Below are 20301 nucleotides of genomic sequence, written 5' to 3'. Positions count from 1 at the left end.
ATATAGTTTAGTTGTTGTAAATAATTATTATATATTTTAATATATAAATTATTAAAATAAAAACTATAAATAAATTCACTTTATATTATAAAAAAGCATAACAAAAAATATATGTATTTTATTTACCAATAATAACTTTTTTATAATGAAAATTATATTATAAAAACAAAAAAATTTTTAAATATAAACTTTATGAAAGATCAAATTAATTGCAAAAAAATTATAGTGACTTGTGCTTTACCTTACGCAAACGGATCAATACATTTAGGTCACTTACTTGAACATATACAAGCAGATATTTGGGTAAGATATCAACGTATGTGTGGAAATATAGTATATTTTATTTGTGCAGATGATGCTCATGGGACAGCAATCATGTTAAAAGCAAAAGAATTGAAAATCAAACCAGAAATAATGATTAATAAAATTAATCAAGAACATCAAGATGATTTTCAAAAATTTAATATTAATCATGACTCTTATGAATCTACACACAACGAAGAAAACCGAATTTTTTTAGAATCAATTTATTTTAATCTAAAAAAAAAAGGGTTAATCGAAAAACATACAATATCTCAATTATATGATCCCCAAAAGAAAATGTTTTTACCAGATCGTTTTATAAAAGGTATATGTCCAAAATGTCAAGCAGTAGATCAATATGGCGATACTTGTGAAGTATGTGGATCAATATATAACGCAATAGATTTAATACAACCAAAATCAACAATATCTAATGTCAAACTAGAAATTCGTTTATCTGAACATTTATTCTTTGATTTGCCGACTTTTAGTCAAAATTTAAAAATTTGGATAGATACTAATCTATCTAATATAAAAGTGAAAAAAAAGCTTTATGAATGGTTTGATCAAGGATTAAAAAAATGGAATATATCAAGAGACTTTCCTTATTTTGGTTTTAAAATACCTGATCAACCTAATAAATATTTTTATGTGTGGCTAGATGCTCCTATAGGATATATGAGTTCTTTTCAAAGTTTATCAAACAAAAATAAAATAAATTTTGACGAATTTTGGGAAAAAAACTCAACAACAGAGCTCTATCATTTTATTGGAAAAGATATAATTTATTTTCATGGATTGTTTTGGCCTGCAATATTAGAAGCAAATGATTTTCGTAAACCAAATGATTTGTTTGTTCACGGATTTTTAAATGTTAATGGGAAAAAAATGTCAAAATCTAAAGGAACGTTTATTCAAGCTAAAACATGGTTAAAATATTTAGATTCTGATAGTTTAAGATATTATTTTAGTTCAAAACTATCTTCTACCATAGAAGATATTAATTTAAATTTTGACGATTTTTTACAAAAAATAAATAGCGATATTGTAAACAAAATTATTAATTTAGCATCACGTGTATCTTTCTTTATTGAAAAGAAATTTTTTGGGCAATTATCTTCTAAATTAGACAATATAAACTTTTATAATAAATTTTGTAAAAATATTGATATTGTGAAGAAATATTTCGAAAATAGAGAGTATTCTAACGTAATTAAAAAAATTATTCATTTATCCACTATAGCTAATTGTTATATTGATGAAAAAAAACCTTGGGTTTTAGCAAAGCAGAATAATTTAATTACTTTACAAGAAGTTTGTTCAATGGGCATTAATTTATTTAAAATAATTATAACTTTATTAAAACCTATTATTCCTATGATAACAAAAAAAGTAGAGTATTTTTTAAACAAAGATTTAAACTTTTATGATATAAAAAAACCATTATTAAATCATAAAATATTATCTTTTAAACATTTATATAACCGCATAGAAAAAAAACAAATTGATTTTTTATTAAAAGATTTAAAAATTTTTTAATATTTTATAAAAATTTATAATTATTTAAAATTTATTTAATAAAAATTTATTTTTTTTTTTGTATATTAATAGAACGGTGAGAGAGGGATTCGAACCCTCGATACAGTAGTTTTCCATATACATGTTTTCCAGACATGCTCCTTAAGCCACTCAGACACCTCACCAATATGAATATAAGACAAAATCATTTAAAAAAGATTCATTAGCAATTCATATATAACATAGGTTTTATTTAATTAAAATAGCATTATAAACAATATATCAATATTTTATCAAAAAGATTTTTAATAAATCAATAGATTTATTATAATCTCAAAAGGAAAAAATATTGCTATTTTATATATTTTTATATAGGATAATTCTTTACTCTTCGTAAAATTATTTATCTAATTAATTTTCAAAAAAATTATATTTTATAGCGTTTCTTTAATTACATATATTTGTAATTTTAAAACAAGAAACAATTTTTTTATTTTTTTATATCTGGAGCTCTGATCACATGCAGAACCAAAGGATACGTATTCGATTAAAAGCGTTCGATCATCGTTTAATTGATCAATCGACTTCTGAAATAGTTGAAACAGCTAAACGTACTGGCGCACAAGTTCGTGGACCTATTCCTCTTCCTACAAGAAAAGAACGTTTTACTGTTTTAATTTCTCCTCACGCAAATAAAGATGCACGCGATCAATATGAAATTAGAACGCATAAACGTTTAGTAGATATAGTAGAACCAACTGAAAAAACTGTTGATGCTTTAATGCGTTTAGATCTAGCTGCTGGCGTAGATGTACAAATTAGTCTAGGATAAAATAATTTAAAAAAAAGACTATCGATGCAAAAGAGGTTAAACAATGATTGGATTAGTTGGAAAAAAAATAGGAATGACCCGAATTTTTACTGAAGACGGCGTTTCTATTCCAGTTACTGTAATTAAAATTGATATCAATCAAATAACTCAAATTAAAAGTTTACTAAAAGATGGATATCAAGCAATTCAAGTAACAACTGGAAAGAAAAAAAATAATCGTATTAATAAAGCAAAATCAGGTCAATTTTCAAAAGCTGGTATACAAGCTGGAGAAGGATTATGGGAATTTCGTACAAAAAAAGAAGATATGTATAAGGTTGGCCAAAAACTTTCTGTTAAAATTTTTAATAATTACAAAAAAGTTGATGTTACTGGTATTTCTAAAGGAAAAGGTTTCTCTGGAACAGTTAAAAGATGGAATTTTCGTACACAAGACGCTAGTCATGGTAATTCTCTATCTCATAGAGTTCCTGGTTCAATAGGTCAAAATCAAAGTCCAGGAAAAGTTTTTAAAGGAAAAAAAATGGCTGGCCAATTAGGTAATAAACAAATAACTATACAAAACTTACCTATAGCACGTATTGATGAAAATAATAACCTTTTATTAATTAAAGGATCAGTACCAGGTTCTATTGGTAATAGGTTACTTGTTAAAGTTTCAGTAAAAATTTCAGAGGAATAACGAATGAAGTTACCAATACAAGACATCAATGATTTTTTACTTGTTTCAGATAGTAATTTTAACTATAAATTTAATGAATCATTAATACATCAAATAACTACATCTTATCTATTAGTGAATCGTCAAGGAACAAGTGCTCAAAAAAATCGTTCTGAAGTAAAAGGGACTAGCAAAAAACCTTGGAAACAAAAAGGTAGTGGTAGAGCACGTGCTGGATCTTTTCAAAGCCCAATTTGGCGATCTGGTGGTGTAACATTCGCTGGAAAAACACAAGATTACACACAAAAAATAAACAAAAAAATGTATCGAGGAGCAATAAAAAGTATTTTTTCAGAATTAATTCGAAAAGATCGTCTTATTATTTTTGAAAAATTTTTTATAGAACAACCAAAAAGTAAACTATTAATAAAAAAACTGAGCAAGATACAGCTAAAAGAAGCTTTTATTATAACTCATCAAACAGAAAAAAATCTTTTATTAGCAGCACGTAATTTATATAAAATAAAAATATGTCACATAAAAAACGTTGATCCAGTTAGTCTCATTACCTTTAAAAAAACTATAATTACTTCTATGGCGATGAAAAAATTAGAGGAAATGTTAAATGTTGTTTGAAAAAAAAGTGTTACAAATATATTTAAAACCACATTCTTCTGAAAAAACATCAGATGTTTTAGAAAAAAATAATACATATGTATTTAAAGTAAAAAAAAATGTTACAAAAAAAGAAATTTTTTTAATGAGCAAAAAAATTTTTATGGTAGATATTCAAAAAATAAATACTACAATTGTAAAGGGTAAAAGAAAAAAAAAATATAAATATCCTAAAAAAGATTATAAAAAAGTTTATCTTACTTTAAAAAAAGGTCAAACAATAAACTTTACAAGTCATACTAATTAATCATAGTTTAAGGAAAAAAAAATGGTAATGATTAAATGCAAGCCAACATCTCCAGGACGTCGTCATGTTGTAAAGTTAGTAAATCATTTTTTATATAAAGGAAAATCTTTTTCTAAATTAACGGAAAAGAACAAAAAAACAGGCGGAAGAAATAATAATGGACATATTACAACTCGTCATATTGGAGGAGGACATAAAAAAAATTATCGTATTATTGATTTTAAAAGAAATAAAGATGACGTTCCTGGAACAGTTGAAAGAATTGAATACGACCCAAATCGTTCCGCTAACATTGCTTTAATATTATATAAAGATGGAGAACGTAGATATATATTATCACCAAAAGGATTAAAAATAGGAGATATTGTTCAATCTGGAGTTGATGCTAATATAAACATTGGAAATACATTACCTTTATATAAAATACCTATTGGTGAAACTATACATAATATAGAGTTAAAAAATGGAAAAGGAGGTCAACTGGCACGTGCTGCTGGATCATATGTACAAATTATTGCACGTGAAGAAAAATATGTCAGTATTCGTTTACGTTCTGGAGAAATTAGAAAAATTCATATAAATTGTCGAGCAACTTTAGGTGAAGTTGGAAATAATGAACACATGTTAAGAATATTAGGAAAAGCAGGTGCAAAACGTTGGAGAGGAATAAGACCTACAGTAAGGGGAACTGCAATGAACCCAGTAGATCATCCTCACGGAGGAGGTGAAGGAAGAAATTTTGGAAAACATCCCGTTTCTCCATGGGGTAAACAAACTAAGGGAAAAAAAACAAGAAGTAATAAGCGAACTGATAAGTTCATTATTAGAAATCGTCATAAATAAATAATCCATGATACTAAATAAGAAAAGAGTAAATAAATTATGCCACGTTCCCTTAAAAAAGGTCCTTTTATTGATTTATCCTTGCTAAAAAAAGTAGAAAAAGCAATTAAAAATAATGATAAAAAACCTTTACGCACTTGGTCTCGTCGTTCTACAATTTTTCCTAAAATGATTGGGTTAACAATTGCCATACATAACGGACGTCAACATATCCCTATTTTTATTTCTGAAGAAATGGTAGGACATAAACTAGGTGAGTTTTCTCCAACACATACTTATCGTAGTCATACTGCAGATAAAAAAATTAAAAAAAAATAAAATGAAATTATAGGAAATAATGAAATGGAAACTATTGCTAAACATTTTTGTTCTAATTCTTCTGCTCAAAAAAATCGTTTAGTAGCAAATTTAATTCGAGGAAAAAAAGTCTCTCAAGCCTTGAATATTTTACAATTTACAAGCAAGAAATCAGCATTTTTAATAAAAAAAGTTTTAAATTCTGCTATTGCTAATGCTGAACACAATAATGGTTTAGATATTGACGATTTAATCGTTAAAAAAATTTTTATTGATCAAGGACCAACAGTTAAAAGAATTATGCCAAGAGCAAAAGGACGTGCAGATCGCATAACAAAACGTAGCAGCCATATTACTATTGTAGTATCTACTCATTAATATAAAAAAGAGAGTTTTTATGGGACAAAAAGTACATCCTAATGGAATTAGATTAGGTATAACAAAACCTTGGAATTCAACTTGGTTTGCAAATACTAAAAATTTTTCCGAAAATTTAGAAAGTGATTTTCAAGTACGTCGTTTTCTTTTTAAAGAATTATCTAATGCATCTATATCTCGTATTACTATTGAAAGACCTGCAAAAAGTATTCGTGTAACTATTCATACTTCGAGACCAGGTATTGTAATTGGAAAAAAAGGCGAAGATGTAGAAAAATTACGTTCTTTAATTGCTAAAATAGCTGGTGTACCAGCTCAAATAAACATTGCAGAAATTAGAAAACCAGAATTAGATTCAAAACTAGTAGCAGATAATATTGCAACACAGTTGGAACGTAGAGTTATGTTTCGTCGAGCAATGAAACGTGCAGTTCAAAACGCTATGAGATTTGGGGCTAAAGGTATTAAGATTAAAGTCAGCGGACGTCTTGGAGGAACAGAAATTGCCAGAACAGAATGGTATCATGAAGGGCGTGTTCCTTTACATACATTACGTGCAGATATTGATTATTCTGCATCAGAAGCCCATACTACATACGGCGTTATAGGGATAAAAGTTTGGATTTTTAAAGGTGAAATTTTAGGACGTAATATTTCTTTTAATGAAAAACTAACAAAAACTTCATATCCTTATAATAGAAGACAACAGCGAAAAAATCGTAAGGAGAACCGTTGATGTTGCAACCGAAGAGAACAAAATATAGAAAATTACAAAAAGGAAGGAATCGTGGGTTATCTATTGATGCAAACGTTGTTTTTGGAACGTTTGGATTAAAAGCTGCTGATCGTGGAAGAATTACAGCTCGTCAAATAGAAGCTGCAAGAAGAGCAATGAGTAGATCAATAAAACGCCAAGGAAGAATTTGGATTCGCATTTTTCCAGATAAACCAATTACTGAAAAACCCTTAGAAGTAAGAATGGGAAAAGGTAAAGGAAATGTGGAATATTGGGTGGCATTAATTCAACCTGGTAAAGTTTTATATGAAATGGATGGGGTAACAGAAAAAATTGCTCGTGAAGCTTTTAAACTTGCATCTGCTAAATTGCCAATGAAAACAGTTTTTGTTAATAATTAGGTGAATTTATGAAACCAGTTTTATTAAGAAAAAAAAACAAACAAGATTTAAAAAAAGAGTTGTGTAGTTTGTATCGAGAAAAATTTAATTTAAAGATACAAGCTTCGTTTGAAGATTTTAAACAAACGCATCTCTTAAAAAATGTTCGTCGTAAAATTGCTCGTGTTAATACTATATTAAACGAAAATATAAAAGAAATAAATCATGATTAAAAAAACTCGTATTCTAAAAGGCACTGTTATTAAAAATTATATGGAAAAATCAGCAACTGTTGCTATTCAACGTTTAGTTAAACATTCGATGTATGGAAAATTTATTAAACGAACAACTAAATTACATATTCATGACGAAAAAAATGAATGTAAGATTGGAGATATAGTTGAAATATGTGAATGTCGTCCTATTTCCAAAACAAAAAATTGGAAATTAGTAAAGATTGCAGAAAAATCTATTTTGCAGTAAAATTATTTAAGTTTTTAACAATCTTTAAAAATTATTTAATTCTTAAATTAATCAATATGATTTTACGTATCGTATTGATTTTTTTCACGAAATTTTTTCTAACAAATCATATAATAAAGAGTATTTATAAATGATACAAGCACAAACAGTTTTAAACGTTGCTGATAACTCTGGAGCACGTAGTGTTATGTGTATCAAAGTTTTAGGTGGTTCAAAACGTCGTTACGCAAATATTGGTGATATTATTAAAGTTGCTATTAAAGAAGCTGTTCCACGAGGAAAAGTAAAAAAAGGAGAAGTTTTAAAAGCTGTTATAGTAAGAACTAAAAAGGGAATTCGTAGATCTGATGGTTCTTTTATAAGATTTGATAGCAATTCATGTGTCATTTTAAATGATAGTAATTCACAACCAATAGGAACAAGAATTTTTGGACCAGTAACACGTGAACTTCGTACAGAAAAATTTATGAAAATTATATCTTTAGCACCTGAAGTTCTATAAAAGGAATAGATATATGGCAAAAAAAATACGTAAAAATGATGAAGTTATCGTCATTGCTGGAAGATGTAAAAATCAAAGAGGAAAAGTTAAAAAGATACTTTCTAACAAAAAGGTTATTGTAGAAGGTATTAATTTAGTAACAAAACATAAAAAGCCTATTCCTTCTTTACAACAAGAAGGAGGAATTTATAAAGAAGAATCTTACATCGATATCTCCAATATTGCAATTATTAATACTAAAACCGATAAATTAGATAAAGTTGGTTTTAAGTTTGAAAATGGAAAAAAAGTACGATTTTTTAAATCTAATAACAAAATTATTAAATAATAAAAGGAATGTCATGATAAAATTGTATGATTTTTATAAAAAAACTGTTGTGAAAAATCTTATAAAAGAATTAAATTACAAATCAATTATGGAAGTTCCTCGTTTTGATAAAATCACTTTAAATATGGGCGTTGGAGAATCTGTTAACGATAAAAAGTTTTTAGAACATGCGGTGTCAGATCTAACTGTTATTTCTGGTCAAAAACCTATACTTACAAAAGCAAAAAAATCGGTTGCTGGATTTAAAATTCGTCAAGGATACCCTATTGGATGTAAAGTAACTTTAAGAAGAAATCGCATGTGGGAATTTATTGAACGATTAATTACAATTGCAATACCTAGAATACGTGATTTTAGAGGTCTTTCAAAGAAATCTTTTGATGGTTATGGAAATTATAGCTTAGGAATAAAAGAACAGATTATTTTTCCTGAAATTAATTATGAAAAAATTGATCGCATACGCGGGCTAGATATTACTATTACAACGACCGCAAAAACTAATGAAGAAGGTCTTGCTTTGTTATCTGCATTTCATTTTCCATTTAGACATTAAAAAAAGGATCAATATATGGCAAAAGAATCAATGAAAGCACGAGAAAAAAAACGTGCAAAATTAATCGATAAGTTTTTTTCAAAACGTATAAAGCTAAAATCTATTATTGTAAATATGAATTTATCTGAAGAAAAAAGATGGGATGCAGTACTGAAATTGCAATCTTTACCTCGTGATTCTGTTCCATCTAGACAAAGAAATCGTTGTCGTCAAACTGGTAGACCTCATGGATTTCTTAGAAAATTTGGGTTAAGTAGAATAAAACTTCGAGAAATAGCTATGCGAGGAGAAGTTCCTGGATTAAAAAAATCTAGCTGGTAAAACAATATAGTTAAAAAACTACTATTTTTTTTTATAATATTCGTATAACTATAAGAACTATAGGAAAATAAAGATGAGTATGCAAGATCCAATTGCAAATATGTTAACTTGTATTAGAAATGGCCAAAATGCGAGGAAAATTTCAATAACAATACCTTCTTCTATATTAAAAGTTGAAATAGCTAAAGTTCTTCAAGAAGAAGGCTATATTAAAGATTTTAAAATTATAGAAAATAAAAAACCAAAAATTGTATTATATTTAAAATATTTTAAAGGAAAAGGTGTGGCAGAAAGTATTCAAAGAATAAGTCGTCCAGGACTACGTATATACAAAAAATATAATGAATTACCTAAAGTAATGAATGGTTTAGGTATATCTATTATTTCAACATCTAAAGGCATTATGACTGATCAAAAAGCATACAAATCTAATCTTGGTGGCGAAGTTATCTGTTATGTTTCTTAGGAGAAAAAATGTCTCGCGTTGCAAAACAACCCATTCTTGTTCCTAACAATATAGAAATAAAAATCGATAATCAAAAAATTTCTATGAAAGGTAAAAATGGTAAAATTAATTATTTAATACATCAATCAGTACACGTAAATTACACTAATAATTTTTTAATTTGTAAATCTCGTAATGGTTATGTAAATGGATGGGCTCAAGCAGGTACTGTTCGTGCAATATTGAATTCTATGATTTATGGCATAAATAATGAGTTTGTTAAAAAACTGCAATTAGTTGGTATTGGTTATCGTGCTTCAATTCAAAATAATATTATAACTTTATATCTTGGTTTTTCACATTTAATTAATCATAAAATTCCTTCCGAAGTATATGTAGAATGTCCAAATCAAAATGAAATTGTTTTAAAGAGCTTTAATAAACAACTAGTTGGTCAAGTAGCAGCTGATTTACGTTCATATCGCCCGCCTGAATCTTATAAAGGTAAAGGTATCAGATATATAGATGAAAAAATATTAATTAAAGAAACGAAAAAGAAATAATAAAGGATTATATAAGATGCTTAAAAAAAAAATAGCTCGTTTGCGTAGATCTAATAAAACAAAACATCGAATAAAAAAATTAAAGATTCATCGTTTATTAGTGCATAGGAGCTCACGTCATATTTATGCTCAAATTTTTAATATTGACAACGATCAAGTTTTAGCTAGCGCTTCAAGTTTAGAAAAAAAATATATGAATGAAATAAAAAAAACTGGTAACAAAGAAGCTGCTATTTTAGTTGGGAAAAATATTGCAAAACGTAGCATTAAAATTGGGATTAAGAAAGTTGCTTTTGATCGTTCTGGATTTCAATATCATGGAAGAATTAAAGCACTTGCTGAATCTGCTCGTGAATATGGATTAAATTTCTAAAAGAAGGCATTTTAATAATGACGCAATTTGAAAAAGTAGGTAATAACGAATTACAAGAAAAACTTATTGCTGTTAATCGTGTATCTAAAACAGTTAAAGGTGGACGAATTTTTTCGTTTACTGCGTTAACAGTTGTTGGTGATGGTAATGGTCGTGTTGGATTTGGATACGGAAAAGCTAGAGAGGTTCCATCAGCTATTCAGAAAGCTATGGAAAAAGCAAGGAAAAATTTAATAAAAATTTTTTTAAAAAAAGGTACTTTATATCATTCTGTAAATGGTACTCATACGGGATCACATATTTTTATGAAATCTGCTTCTGCAGGTACTGGAATAATAGCAGGTGGGGCAATGCGTGCTGTTTTAGAAGTAGCTGGAATACATGATGTTTTAGCTAAAACTTATGGATCAACTAATCCAATTAATGTAGTACGAGCAACAATTAACGGATTAATGAATATGAAATCTCCTAAAATGATAGCAGAAAAACGAGGTAAGTCTGTCAAAGAAATTTTAGGAACATAACTATGAAAAAAATTTATATTACTCAAATACGTAGTGCTATTGGAATTTTACCTCAACATAAAGCCACATTAATTGGATTAGGTTTACGTTATATTGGTCACACCGTGAAACGTAAAGATAGCATTGCAATTCGCGGAATGATAAAAAAAATAATTCATCTTATACAGATAAAGGAAGAAAAATAATGTTTTTAAACGTTTTATCTCCGTCTAAAGGATCAAAAACTAAAAAAAAAAGAATTGGTCGAGGTATTGGATCAGGATTTGGAAAAACTGGAGGAAGAGGACATAAAGGACAAAAAGCACGATCAGGAGGTAAAATAAGTCGTGGTTTTGAAGGAGGACAAATGCCTTTACATAGAAGAATTCCAAAATTTGGTTTTACTTCTAAAAAATCATTATTAAGAGAGGAAATAAGAACTAGTGATTTAAATAAAATTAATGGAAACGATATTACTTTAAAAAGCATAAAAAATGCTAAAATTATTAAAAAAAACACTAAACATATTAAAATAATTTTATCCGGTGAGAAACTGGAAAAAATTGTTAATATTCATGGAATAAATTTAACAAAAGGTGCAAGAAAATATATTGAATCTTCTGGTGGAAAAGTTCAGGAATAATCAATAAATGACTGATCATCAAATAAAATCAAATTTTTATAACAAAAAAAGTAGTTTTGACAATCTTAAGTATCGATTGTTATTTTTAATAACAGCTTTGATTATATTTAGGATAGGTTCTTTTATTCCAATACCTGGAATTAATACTGTTGTTTTAGCTAAAATCATAGAACAACAACGTGGTACTATTATTGAGATGTTTAATATGTTTTCTGGTGGTGCTTTAAGTCACGCATCAATATTTACTTTAGGTATTATGCCACATATTTCTGCATCGATTATCATTCAATTGCTTACTATGTTACATCCTAAATTTTCAGATATTAGAAAAGAAGGAGAATCAGGACAAAAAAAAATAAATCAATACATAAGGTATACTACATTAATTATATCTATTTTTCAAGCTATAGGTATTGCTACAGGCCTTCCGAATATACCAGGGATGGAAGAATTAGTTGTAGATGTGAATTTTTCTTTTTATTTTGTCGCAGTAGTTAGTTTAGTAACTGGAACCGTTTTTTTAATGTGGTTAGGAGAACAAATATCTGAAAAAGGTATTGGAAACGGGATATCCATAATTATTTTTATTGGTATTGTAGCTGGTTTACCAAGAGCTATTGCTCATACCATTGAGCAATCAAGACAAGGAAACCTACCAATTATGTTATTAATGTTAGTTATTGGTTTTATTTTAATTACTACATATTTTGTTGTATTTATTGAAAGAGGACAAAGAAAAATTTGTGTAAACTATGCAAAACGTCAGCATGGTCGAAAACTATATGCTGTGCAAAACACTCATTTACCTTTAAAAGTTAATATGTCTGGTGTTATTCCTGCTATTTTTGCTTCTAGCATAATTCTATTTCCAGCAACAATAGTGTCATGGTTTGGGAAAAGAAGTAGTTGGACTTGGTTACATGTTGTACAATCATACTTACAACCAGGACAACCATTTTATTTATTACTTTATGCTTCTGCAATTATATTTTTTTGTTTTTTTTATACATCTATTGTTTTTAAACCACGAGATACTGCTGATAATTTAAAAAAATCAGGTGCATTTATTCCTGGAATTCGTCCTGGAGAAAAAACAGCTAAATATATCAACATTATTATGAAAAAAATTACTTTAATAGGTGCTGTTTATATTACTTTTATTTGTTTAATTCCAGAGTTAATAAGATACATTGCAAATGTTCCTTTTTATTTTGGCGGTACTTCTTTATTAATTGTTGTCGTAGTAATAATAGATTTTATTTCTCAATTACAATCAATATTGATATCTAATCAATATGAATCTTTATTGAAAAAAGCTAATTTTAAAGGCTATCATCATTAAATTATAAAGAATTGGTAAAAAAATGAAAGTTCGTACTTCTGTAAAGAAATTATGTCGTAATTGTAAGATAGTTCGTAGAAATAGAGTGATCCGTGTTATCTGTAAAACAGATCCTAAACACAAGCAAAGACAAGGTTAGTATATTGTACGTTTTTTAAACTTTTAATTTATTTTATTTATAATAAATCATAAATAAATTTTATAATTTCAATATATATTAAAAAGAATTATATGTCTTAAAAGACATAAATAAAATTTGAAAAAAAGGAGTATCTTTATGACTCGTATAGCAGGTGTTAACGTTCCTGATAACAAACATGTTATTATTGCGTTAACCTCAATATATGGGATTGGTAAATCTCGATCAAAAAAAATATGTTCTTCTATCGGAATATCAGAACATGTTAAAATGAACGAATTATCTGAAGAACAAATTGATCATATTAGAGAAAAAATTAACAAATTTTCTATTGAAGGTGATTTACGTAGAGAAGTAACATTAAGTATCAAACGTCTAATAGATCTTAATTGTTATCGTGGTTTACGTCATCGTAGAGGATTACCTGTTCGAGGTCAAAGAACTAAAACAAATGCTCGTACACGCAAAGGTCCTAGAAAACCAATCAAAAAATAATTTATTTAAAAATGAGTAAATGAATAATGGCAAAAAAAACCATTCGAACAAATAAACGTATAAAAAAACAAGTTGCAGATGGAGTAGCTCACATTCATGCTTCTTTTAACAATACTATTGTAACTATTACTGATCGACAAGGAAATGTTCTTAGTTGGGCGACAGCTGGAGGTTCAGGATTTAGAGGGTCTCGAAAATCGACCCCATTTGCAGCACAAGTTGCTGCAGAACGTTGTGCAGAATCAGTGAAAGATTATGGTATTAAAAATTTGGAAGTGATGGTAAAGGGTCCAGGTCCTGGTCGGGAGTCTACTATACGTGCTTTAAATTCTGCAGGATTCCGTATTACTAACATCACAGATGTTACTCCTATCCCTCACAATGGTTGTCGCCCCCCGAAAAAAAGACGCGTATAATATATCAAATATAATATTGGAGAAAAAAATGGCAAAATATTTAGGGCCAAAGTTAAAAATAAGCCGTCGTGAGGGCACTGACTTGTTTTTAAAATCTGGAGTTCGCGCGATTGATACAAAATGTAAAATTGAACAAATGCCTGGACAACATGGTTTAAGAAAACCACGTTTGTCTGATTATGGTATTCAACTACGTGAAAAGCAAAAAGTACGTCGTATTTATGGAATATTAGAAAAACAATTTCGTAATTATTATAAAAAAGCATCTCAAATAAAAGGTAACACAGGTGAAAACCTATTAAAACTTTTAGAAAGCAGATTAGATAATATAGTTTATCGGATGGGTTTTGGCAGTACAAGGGCTGAGGCACGACAATTAGTAAATCATAAATCAATTACTGTTAATAATAACATTGTTGACATTGCTTCATATCAAACTTATCCTAACGATGTAATTGCAATAAGTGAAAAATCTAAACAACAATCTCGTGTAAAAGCCGCTATAGAAATTTCTGATCAGCGTGAGAAACCTAACTGGATTGAAGTTAATACAGATAAAATGCAAGGTATATTTAAACGTATTCCAGATAGGGCAGATTTATCAATGGATATTAATGAACATCTAATTATTGAACTCTATTCTAGATAATCCTTATCTCAAAATGGAGAAAATATGTATAGTTCTACAAAAGACTTTTTAAAACCACGATTAGTTAATATAGAACAAATCAGTGCAACGCATGCAAAAGTAACATTAGAACCACTAGAACGAGGTTTTGGGCATACTCTTGGTAATGCTTTACGTAGAATTTTACTTTCTTCTATGCCAGGTTCTGCGGTAACAGAAGTTGAAATTAAAGAAGTACTACATGAGTATAGTACTAAAGAAGGAGTTCAAGAAGATGTTTTAGAAATTTTATTAAATTTAAAAAAATTAGCAATTAAAATAAAAGAAAAAGATGAAGCAATTTTAACTTTAGAAAAAAAAGGCATTGGTCCTGTTACTGCAGCAGATATAGTTTATCATAGTGATGTTGAAATAGTTCAACCTGAACAAATTATTTGTCATTTAACAAAAGATAATGCATCAATTAGTATGCGTATAAAAGTTCAAAAAGGACGAGGTTATGTTCCTGCCTCTATGAATGCAAGATCTGAAGAAGATCGACCAGTTGGTAGATTACTATTAGATGCTTGTTATAGTCCTGTTGATCGTATTGCTTATAATGTTGAAGCTGCTCGTGTAGAACAACGTACTGATTTAGATAAACTCATTATTGACATGGAAACGAATGGTACAATAGATCCTGAAGAAGCTATTCGTTGCGCTGCTACTGTACTTTCAGAGCAATTGGAAGCATTTGTTGATTTACGTGATGTTCATCAGCCAGAAGTAAAAGAAGAAAAACCAGAATTTGATCCAATTTTATTATGTCCTGTTGATGATTTAGAATTGACAGTACGTTCTGCTAATTGTCTTAAAGCAGAGGCAATTCATTACATTGGAGATTTAGTACAACGTACTGAAGTAGAATTACTTAAAACACCAAATTTAGGAAAGAAATCTCTTACTGAAATAAAAGATGTTTTGGCTGCTCGAGGACTATTTTTAGGTATGAGACTTGAAAATTGGCCACCAGGTAACATGGAAGATTAAAATTTGGAGAAATTACATAATGCGTCATCGTAAAAATGGTCGTAAATTTAATCGTAATAGTAGCCATAGATATGCTATGTTTCGTAATATGACTTGTTCGTTATTACATCATGAAATGATAAAAACGACTTTACAAAAAGCTAAAGAATTAAGAAAAATAGCTGAACCGCTAATTACTTGTGCAAAAAAAGATAATTTATCTAATCGCCGTTTAGTTTTTTCTAAAACAAAAAATAGACAAGTAGTATCTAAGTTATTTAATGAATTAGGACCTAGATTTTTAGAACGTGCAGGTGGTTATACTCGAATTTTAAAATGTAATTTTAGAAAAGGAGATAACGCATCAATGGCATATATTGAACTAGTTGATCGTTTAAGAGAAAAAAAGAAAAGTTAATTTTTTATCGTTCTTTATCCGATGTATAAGGATAAAGAATGATACAATAAAAAAAGTTATTATTTTTTATTCATCTTATCTATATATCCCATACCAAACGCTGATATAACAAAAGTTAAATGTATAACAACACAACACATCATTTTATTATCAGGCGTTTTATCTGATTCCATAAATAAACGTAAAAGGTGAACAGAAGAAATAGCCACTATTGAAGAAGATACTTTGTTTTTAATCGAACTAATATCCATTTTCCCCATCCAACTTAATCTTTTTTTATTGTCGCCACTGCTCATTTTTAAGATAAAATTTTCATAACCAGAAAACATTACCATTACTAATAAACCACCTACAAGAGAAATATCTATTAAAGATAAAACTGTTAGAATAAGTCCGGATTCTGATATTTGAAATATATTTGGTATTACTTTTATAACTTCATGAAAAAACTTTAATGTTAAAAAAGTAAATCCAAAAGAAAGTCCCATATATACAGGAAATAGTAACCATCTTGATGCATATATCATTTTTTCTATCATTTTGATTATTGTTTTTCCATAGTTTTTCTTGTATTCATTATTTATAAATAAATTCTTATATTTTCTATAAACTTAGATTATTAATTATTTGAGATGAATATTAATTGTAAATGATATTTTTCAGTTTATAAAATAAATTTATGAGTGTTTTTTTATGTTTTTTATATTGTATAGTTATATATAGATTGTTCATTTTTAGGACGAGTTTTAAAACGGCGATGTAACCACATGTACTGTTCTGGAGCTAATAATATAGTTTTTTCTATTATTTTATTAATGTAAGTTACAATATCAATTTTATTTTCGATAGAAATTTTATTACTTATGTCTGGCATAAAAATCAATTCGTAACCGCTTCCATCAGACAATCTCTTAGGAAGAAAAGGAATAACAGCAGGTTTAGATAACTTTATTAAACTATAAGTTCCTGCCGTTGTAGCTGTTTTTTTTATTTTAAAAAAAGGCACAAAAACACTACTCTTTATACCATAATCTTGATCCGCTGCATACCATAATATTTCACCATCTCTTAAAGATTTTATCATACCCTTTAAATTTTTACGATCTAACATTTTTTTACTAGATCTAAGTCGCCCCCAATACTGTATCCAGTCTATCAATGGGTTATCATTTGGTCTATAAACACCTATACCTTTTTTTTTTAAGCTAAAACAACGTGCACCTAATTCAAGATTTAAAAAATGTATACCAATAATTAAAATTCCTTTCTTTTTTAGTGCTTTTTTAATATGTTCATATCCAAAAATTTTAAAATATTTTCGAATTCGCCAATCAGGCCAAAACCAAGCAATACTTGTTTCAATACATCCTAAACCTACAGACTCAAAATTTTTTATAAGCATATTTTCTCGTTCTTTCATTGACAGAGTAGGAAAACAAAGCTCTAAGTTTTTACGTACAATTGATACACGTTCTCTCATAAAGTATATAGCAATACGACCTATTTTCTTACCAAAAAAATATAAAAATGAATACGGAAATAGAACTAATAAGTAAAAAAAAATAATGATTAACCATAATACCCAATATTTTGGATGTAAAAAATAATATTTAAACTTTGGGGTATTTTTCATATTATTTTTTCTCTAATAAGAGATATATAATTTATAATTTATAAAAAACTATTTTTTTCTATTAAATGATTAAAAATTTATATATAAAATATATAAAAAATGCTTTCTGTATTGTTTTTTAGTGATGTTATATTAACTATTAATTTACATCTTTAAAGAAATTTTAGAAGATATATTATGTTATTGTATGATCTTTTAAAGAAATATCATTTATATTTATAATTTTATTATTATAATGCATAAAAATAAAATTAAAAACAATTTTATTCAAGGAAAGATTTAATGTTATATAACTCTATTTCTAATAAAATGTTAAAAATTGATATGTTAAAATCAGAGACTAAACGTATCACAATATCTTTTTATAAATACTTTACAGTTAAATATCCAAAAAATTTTAGAGATATGCTTTATCAAGAACTATATAAACTAAAAATATTTGGAAGAATTTATATTGCTAAAGAAGGAATAAACGCACAAGTTAGTGTTCCAAAAAAATATTATAAAAATATGATAAATATCATAGAAAAACTAGATAAATCTTTAAAAGACGTTAGAATCAATAAGGCCTTACAAGATAACGGAAAATCATTTTGGGTTTTACGTATTAAATTAAAAAATTCACTTGTTGCTGATGGTATCAATGAAAAATTTAATATTTATGATGTAGGAACTTCTTTAAATGCTGAAGAAACAAATTATATGTTAAATGATCCATCAGTTATTTTCATTGATATACGTAATCAATATGAATATGAAATTGGCCATTTTAATCGTGCGATTGTTATGCCATATAATACTTTTAGAGATCAACTACTTTCAATTATTACAACTTTTAAAAATCAAAAACACAAAAAAATTGTAATATATTGTACAGGAGGAATTCGATGTGAAAAAGCTAGTGCTTGGATGAAACATCACAACTTCGAAAATGTTTATCAAGTACAAGGTGGAATTATTCAATATGTTAGAGATGCAAAAAAACATGGATTACCAATATATTTTAAAGGCAAAAATTTTGTTTTTGATGAACGTATGCAAGAACATGTTTCTGATGATATTATTTCTTTTTGTCATCAATGTGGTAAACTATGCGATAAACATATTAACTGTTTAAATAATATTTGTCATAAACTTTTTATTCAATGTAAATCTTGTTTTAAAAAATATCAAGGATGTTGTAGTAAAGAATGTATTACTAAATATTCATATAAAGAAAATAAACATTAAAATAAATTATACAAAAAAATAAAGTGTTTATTTATAATAATATTGTCAATCACTATTTTAAAAAGTTTTTTTGGAGCATATAGATGATTGCTAGTAAGTTTAATATTGGACAACAAGTTAGACATAAAAATTTAGGGATATTAGGAGTTATTATCGATATCGATATTAAATGTTCTATTTCTCATCTTACAATACAAAATATAAAAGAGAAAGAAAAAAAAAATTTCAATTACCCATGGTATCATTTAATTGTACAAGATGAAGATGGAGATCCAATGCATATATATATATCAGAAAAACAGCTAGCGACAGAAAATTTTATTGGTAATTCTAAACAATCATCTATAGATAAACTATCTACTTTTATATTGTTAAAGCTTCAAAAAAAAAATCATCATTAAATTTTTTTAATAATTGTTTGTATAAAAAAAAATCGATATAATTTTTAAATGTTAAGTATATATGATTTTATAAAATATAAAAAATTAATACATACACCAATAAAATTTTTTGTGTTGAAAAAAACACAAAAGAACTAATTTTTACTGGAATCTTAAAAAAATGATAAAAAAAATTCAACAAAAACTTCTCGTCATATCACTATTAGTTTTTGGAGCGATTAATATTGTTCAAGCTGCACCAAAAAGTGAAACCTGGTATTTTGGTACAAAATCAGGGTTATCTAAATATTATCATTTTATATATCGCGGAAATAATTATGTGCCAAATGATGCACCTTTTGAAAAAAGTAGAATAACTTCAGGATTTCTTATAGGACAACAAACAACTAATCCTCATGTAGGAGTAGAAATGAGTGGTGAGTGGTTAGGTCGTTTAAACTATACAGGAAAAGATATTGTCGCAGCTTTGTGGGAAGGTTATGGTTTTCAAATGTCAACAATTTTACGACATCCAATATCAAAAACACTAGATTTATATACACGACTTGGTGCAACTATATGGCATGTTACTTCAGATCAAGTAGTAAAAGATCAAATTACACTTCATAATACTCTATGGGGTCCATCTCCAGTTTTAAGTGTAGGTTTTGAATATGCATGGACAGAAAATATAGCTATGAGATTAGACTTTCAATGGACTAATAGAGTTGGAAATCGTAAAACAGTTGGTTGTCGTCCTCACATTGCATTTATTAATTTTGGTTTCATTTATAGATTTCAACAAAAAGATCAATTAAAACCATCATCTATGAATAATGTATATAACTTATTAGATCATGTAAAAAAAATAATTACTCTTAATAATAAATCTTAAAAAGATATTTATTTAATATTTAATTAACATATACTACATAATAAAAAATAACATAATAAATAAACAGGCATAGAATATTTTTAATATTTGTTATAAAAATTAAAGCTATGTCTGTTATTCTAAGTAATCTTTT

General features: G+C 27.3%; 34 protein-coding genes and 1 tRNA gene. 32 read left to right on the top strand and 3 right to left on the bottom strand.

The window, feature by feature from the left end:
* Window positions 1-192 precede the first annotated feature (192 nt).
* A complete protein-coding gene (gene metG, locus TGUWTKB_RS00590) occupies window positions 193-1842 on the top strand; it encodes a methionine--tRNA ligase (protein WP_052459516.1) in 1650 nt (549 codons plus the stop codon).
* 74 nt (window positions 1843-1916) lie between these two features.
* Here metG and TGUWTKB_RS00585 read toward each other — a convergent pair.
* Window positions 1917-2006, bottom strand: a tRNA-Ser gene (locus tag TGUWTKB_RS00585).
* A 335-nt stretch (window positions 2007-2341) separates the two neighbouring features.
* Here TGUWTKB_RS00585 and rpsJ point away from each other — a divergent pair.
* The 28 genes from rpsJ to rplQ all read left to right on the top strand — a co-directional run bounded on the left by rpsJ (window position 2342) and on the right by rplQ (window position 16030).
* Entirely contained in the window at window positions 2342-2653 is a 312-nt protein-coding gene (gene rpsJ, locus TGUWTKB_RS00580; protein ID WP_041062482.1) for a 30S ribosomal protein S10, read from the top strand.
* Between the two features lie 43 nt (window positions 2654-2696).
* Window positions 2697-3335 (top strand): 50S ribosomal protein L3, encoded by a 639-nt coding sequence (rplC, locus tag TGUWTKB_RS00575; protein WP_041062479.1) that lies wholly within the window; start codon window positions 2697-2699, stop codon window positions 3333-3335.
* A gap of 3 nt (window positions 3336-3338) precedes the next feature.
* Window positions 3339-3950 (top strand): 50S ribosomal protein L4, encoded by a 612-nt coding sequence (gene rplD / locus TGUWTKB_RS00570; RefSeq protein ID WP_041062476.1) that lies wholly within the window; start codon window positions 3339-3341, stop codon window positions 3948-3950.
* A complete protein-coding gene (gene rplW, locus TGUWTKB_RS00565) occupies window positions 3940-4236 on the top strand; it encodes a 50S ribosomal protein L23 (RefSeq protein ID WP_041062474.1) in 297 nt (98 codons plus the stop codon). The genes rplD and rplW overlap by 11 nt, the downstream gene beginning before the upstream one ends.
* A gap of 21 nt (window positions 4237-4257) precedes the next feature.
* Window positions 4258-5079, top strand: a complete 822-nt coding sequence (rplB, locus tag TGUWTKB_RS00560) for a 50S ribosomal protein L2 (protein ID WP_041062471.1) — start codon at window positions 4258-4260, stop codon at window positions 5077-5079.
* Between the two features lie 39 nt (window positions 5080-5118).
* On the top strand, window positions 5119-5397 hold the full coding sequence (gene rpsS / locus TGUWTKB_RS00555; protein WP_041062468.1) for a 30S ribosomal protein S19: 279 nt from the start codon (window positions 5119-5121) through the stop codon (window positions 5395-5397).
* A gap of 24 nt (window positions 5398-5421) precedes the next feature.
* Window positions 5422-5754: a 50S ribosomal protein L22 gene (gene rplV / locus TGUWTKB_RS00550; protein WP_041062465.1), complete on the top strand. Its 333-nt coding sequence runs from the start codon at window positions 5422-5424 to the stop codon at window positions 5752-5754.
* A gap of 19 nt (window positions 5755-5773) precedes the next feature.
* Window positions 5774-6490 (top strand): 30S ribosomal protein S3, encoded by a 717-nt coding sequence (gene rpsC, locus TGUWTKB_RS00545; protein ID WP_041062463.1) that lies wholly within the window; start codon window positions 5774-5776, stop codon window positions 6488-6490.
* Complete coding sequence (rplP, locus tag TGUWTKB_RS00540) at window positions 6490-6891, top strand: 50S ribosomal protein L16 (protein ID WP_041062461.1); 402 nt, start codon at window positions 6490-6492, stop codon at window positions 6889-6891. Before rpsC ends, rplP begins: the two co-directional genes overlap by 1 nt.
* 8 nt (window positions 6892-6899) lie before the next feature.
* Window positions 6900-7103, top strand: a complete 204-nt coding sequence (rpmC, locus tag TGUWTKB_RS00535; RefSeq protein ID WP_041062459.1) for a 50S ribosomal protein L29 — start codon at window positions 6900-6902, stop codon at window positions 7101-7103.
* Window positions 7096-7353, top strand: a complete 258-nt coding sequence (rpsQ, locus tag TGUWTKB_RS00530) for a 30S ribosomal protein S17 (protein ID WP_041062457.1) — start codon at window positions 7096-7098, stop codon at window positions 7351-7353. Before rpmC ends, rpsQ begins: the two co-directional genes overlap by 8 nt.
* Window positions 7354-7483: 130 nt before the next feature.
* The gene (rplN, locus tag TGUWTKB_RS00525) at window positions 7484-7855 is read left to right on the top strand and encodes a 50S ribosomal protein L14 (protein ID WP_041062455.1); all 372 of its coding nucleotides are present in this window, start codon (window positions 7484-7486) and stop codon (window positions 7853-7855) included.
* A 13-nt stretch (window positions 7856-7868) separates the two neighbouring features.
* Window positions 7869-8183, top strand: a complete 315-nt coding sequence (gene rplX / locus TGUWTKB_RS00520) for a 50S ribosomal protein L24 (protein WP_041062453.1) — start codon at window positions 7869-7871, stop codon at window positions 8181-8183.
* Between the two features lie 13 nt (window positions 8184-8196).
* Window positions 8197-8736, top strand: coding sequence for a 50S ribosomal protein L5 (rplE, locus tag TGUWTKB_RS00515; RefSeq protein ID WP_041063500.1), 540 nt, complete (start codon window positions 8197-8199; stop codon window positions 8734-8736).
* Window positions 8737-8751: 15 nt separating this feature from the next.
* A complete protein-coding gene (gene rpsN, locus TGUWTKB_RS00510) occupies window positions 8752-9057 on the top strand; it encodes a 30S ribosomal protein S14 (protein WP_041062451.1) in 306 nt (101 codons plus the stop codon).
* Between the two features lie 73 nt (window positions 9058-9130).
* Window positions 9131-9523 carry a 30S ribosomal protein S8 gene (gene rpsH / locus TGUWTKB_RS00505; protein WP_041062449.1) on the top strand — a complete coding sequence of 131 codons (393 nt, stop codon included), beginning with the start codon at window positions 9131-9133 and terminating at the stop codon, window positions 9521-9523.
* Between the two features lie 8 nt (window positions 9524-9531).
* Window positions 9532-10065: a 50S ribosomal protein L6 gene (rplF, locus tag TGUWTKB_RS00500; RefSeq protein WP_041062447.1), complete on the top strand. Its 534-nt coding sequence runs from the start codon at window positions 9532-9534 to the stop codon at window positions 10063-10065.
* Between the two features lie 16 nt (window positions 10066-10081).
* Window positions 10082-10438 (top strand): 50S ribosomal protein L18, encoded by a 357-nt coding sequence (gene rplR, locus TGUWTKB_RS00495; RefSeq protein ID WP_041062443.1) that lies wholly within the window; start codon window positions 10082-10084, stop codon window positions 10436-10438.
* Window positions 10439-10455: 17 nt separating this feature from the next.
* Window positions 10456-10962: a 30S ribosomal protein S5 gene (rpsE, locus tag TGUWTKB_RS00490; RefSeq protein WP_041062441.1), complete on the top strand. Its 507-nt coding sequence runs from the start codon at window positions 10456-10458 to the stop codon at window positions 10960-10962.
* 2 nt (window positions 10963-10964) lie between these two features.
* The gene (rpmD, locus tag TGUWTKB_RS00485; RefSeq protein ID WP_041062437.1) at window positions 10965-11147 is read left to right on the top strand and encodes a 50S ribosomal protein L30; all 183 of its coding nucleotides are present in this window, start codon (window positions 10965-10967) and stop codon (window positions 11145-11147) included.
* Entirely contained in the window at window positions 11147-11584 is a 438-nt protein-coding gene (gene rplO / locus TGUWTKB_RS00480; protein ID WP_041062434.1) for a 50S ribosomal protein L15, read from the top strand. Before rpmD ends, rplO begins: the two co-directional genes overlap by 1 nt.
* Window positions 11585-11591: 7 nt before the next feature.
* Window positions 11592-12926: a preprotein translocase subunit SecY gene (gene secY, locus TGUWTKB_RS00475; RefSeq protein ID WP_041062431.1), complete on the top strand. Its 1335-nt coding sequence runs from the start codon at window positions 11592-11594 to the stop codon at window positions 12924-12926.
* Window positions 12927-12948: 22 nt separating this feature from the next.
* The gene (gene rpmJ, locus TGUWTKB_RS03375; RefSeq protein WP_082018160.1) at window positions 12949-13065 is read left to right on the top strand and encodes a 50S ribosomal protein L36; all 117 of its coding nucleotides are present in this window, start codon (window positions 12949-12951) and stop codon (window positions 13063-13065) included.
* Window positions 13066-13203: 138 nt separating this feature from the next.
* The gene (rpsM, locus tag TGUWTKB_RS00470) at window positions 13204-13560 is read left to right on the top strand and encodes a 30S ribosomal protein S13 (RefSeq protein WP_041062428.1); all 357 of its coding nucleotides are present in this window, start codon (window positions 13204-13206) and stop codon (window positions 13558-13560) included.
* A gap of 26 nt (window positions 13561-13586) precedes the next feature.
* Window positions 13587-13976, top strand: coding sequence for a 30S ribosomal protein S11 (gene rpsK, locus TGUWTKB_RS00465; protein ID WP_041062425.1), 390 nt, complete (start codon window positions 13587-13589; stop codon window positions 13974-13976).
* Window positions 13977-14004: 28 nt separating this feature from the next.
* Entirely contained in the window at window positions 14005-14625 is a 621-nt protein-coding gene (gene rpsD / locus TGUWTKB_RS00460; protein ID WP_041062422.1) for a 30S ribosomal protein S4, read from the top strand.
* Window positions 14626-14649: 24 nt separating this feature from the next.
* Window positions 14650-15633 (top strand): DNA-directed RNA polymerase subunit alpha, encoded by a 984-nt coding sequence (locus tag TGUWTKB_RS00455; RefSeq protein ID WP_041062418.1) that lies wholly within the window; start codon window positions 14650-14652, stop codon window positions 15631-15633.
* Between the two features lie 19 nt (window positions 15634-15652).
* Complete coding sequence (gene rplQ / locus TGUWTKB_RS00450; RefSeq protein WP_041062415.1) at window positions 15653-16030, top strand: 50S ribosomal protein L17; 378 nt, start codon at window positions 15653-15655, stop codon at window positions 16028-16030.
* 59 nt (window positions 16031-16089) lie between these two features.
* Here rplQ and TGUWTKB_RS00445 read toward each other — a convergent pair whose 3' ends face one another.
* On the bottom strand, window positions 16090-16578 hold the full coding sequence (locus TGUWTKB_RS00445; protein ID WP_041062412.1) for a TIGR00645 family protein: 489 nt from the start codon (window positions 16576-16578) through the stop codon (window positions 16090-16092).
* A 152-nt stretch (window positions 16579-16730) separates the two neighbouring features.
* Window positions 16731-17663: an LpxL/LpxP family Kdo(2)-lipid IV(A) lauroyl/palmitoleoyl acyltransferase gene (gene lpxL, locus TGUWTKB_RS00440; protein WP_041062409.1), complete on the bottom strand. Its 933-nt coding sequence runs from the start codon at window positions 17661-17663 to the stop codon at window positions 16731-16733.
* 282 nt (window positions 17664-17945) lie between these two features.
* Between lpxL and trhO the strand changes: the two genes are divergently transcribed.
* From trhO to TGUWTKB_RS00425, 3 genes are all read left to right on the top strand, one after another.
* Complete coding sequence (trhO, locus tag TGUWTKB_RS00435) at window positions 17946-18893, top strand: oxygen-dependent tRNA uridine(34) hydroxylase TrhO (protein WP_070104512.1); 948 nt, start codon at window positions 17946-17948, stop codon at window positions 18891-18893.
* Between the two features lie 83 nt (window positions 18894-18976).
* Entirely contained in the window at window positions 18977-19294 is a 318-nt protein-coding gene (gene hspQ / locus TGUWTKB_RS00430) for a heat shock protein HspQ (protein ID WP_041062406.1), read from the top strand.
* Between the two features lie 160 nt (window positions 19295-19454).
* The gene (locus tag TGUWTKB_RS00425) at window positions 19455-20168 is read left to right on the top strand and encodes an outer membrane beta-barrel protein (RefSeq protein WP_052459515.1); all 714 of its coding nucleotides are present in this window, start codon (window positions 19455-19457) and stop codon (window positions 20166-20168) included.
* Window positions 20169-20301: the final 133 nt, after the last annotated feature.

It is taken from the genome of Candidatus Tachikawaea gelatinosa (genome assembly GCF_000828815.1).
Taxonomy (GTDB): domain Bacteria; phylum Pseudomonadota; class Gammaproteobacteria; order Enterobacterales; family Enterobacteriaceae; genus Tachikawaea; species Tachikawaea gelatinosa.
This window is presented reverse-complemented; position numbering and strand designations above follow the sequence as displayed.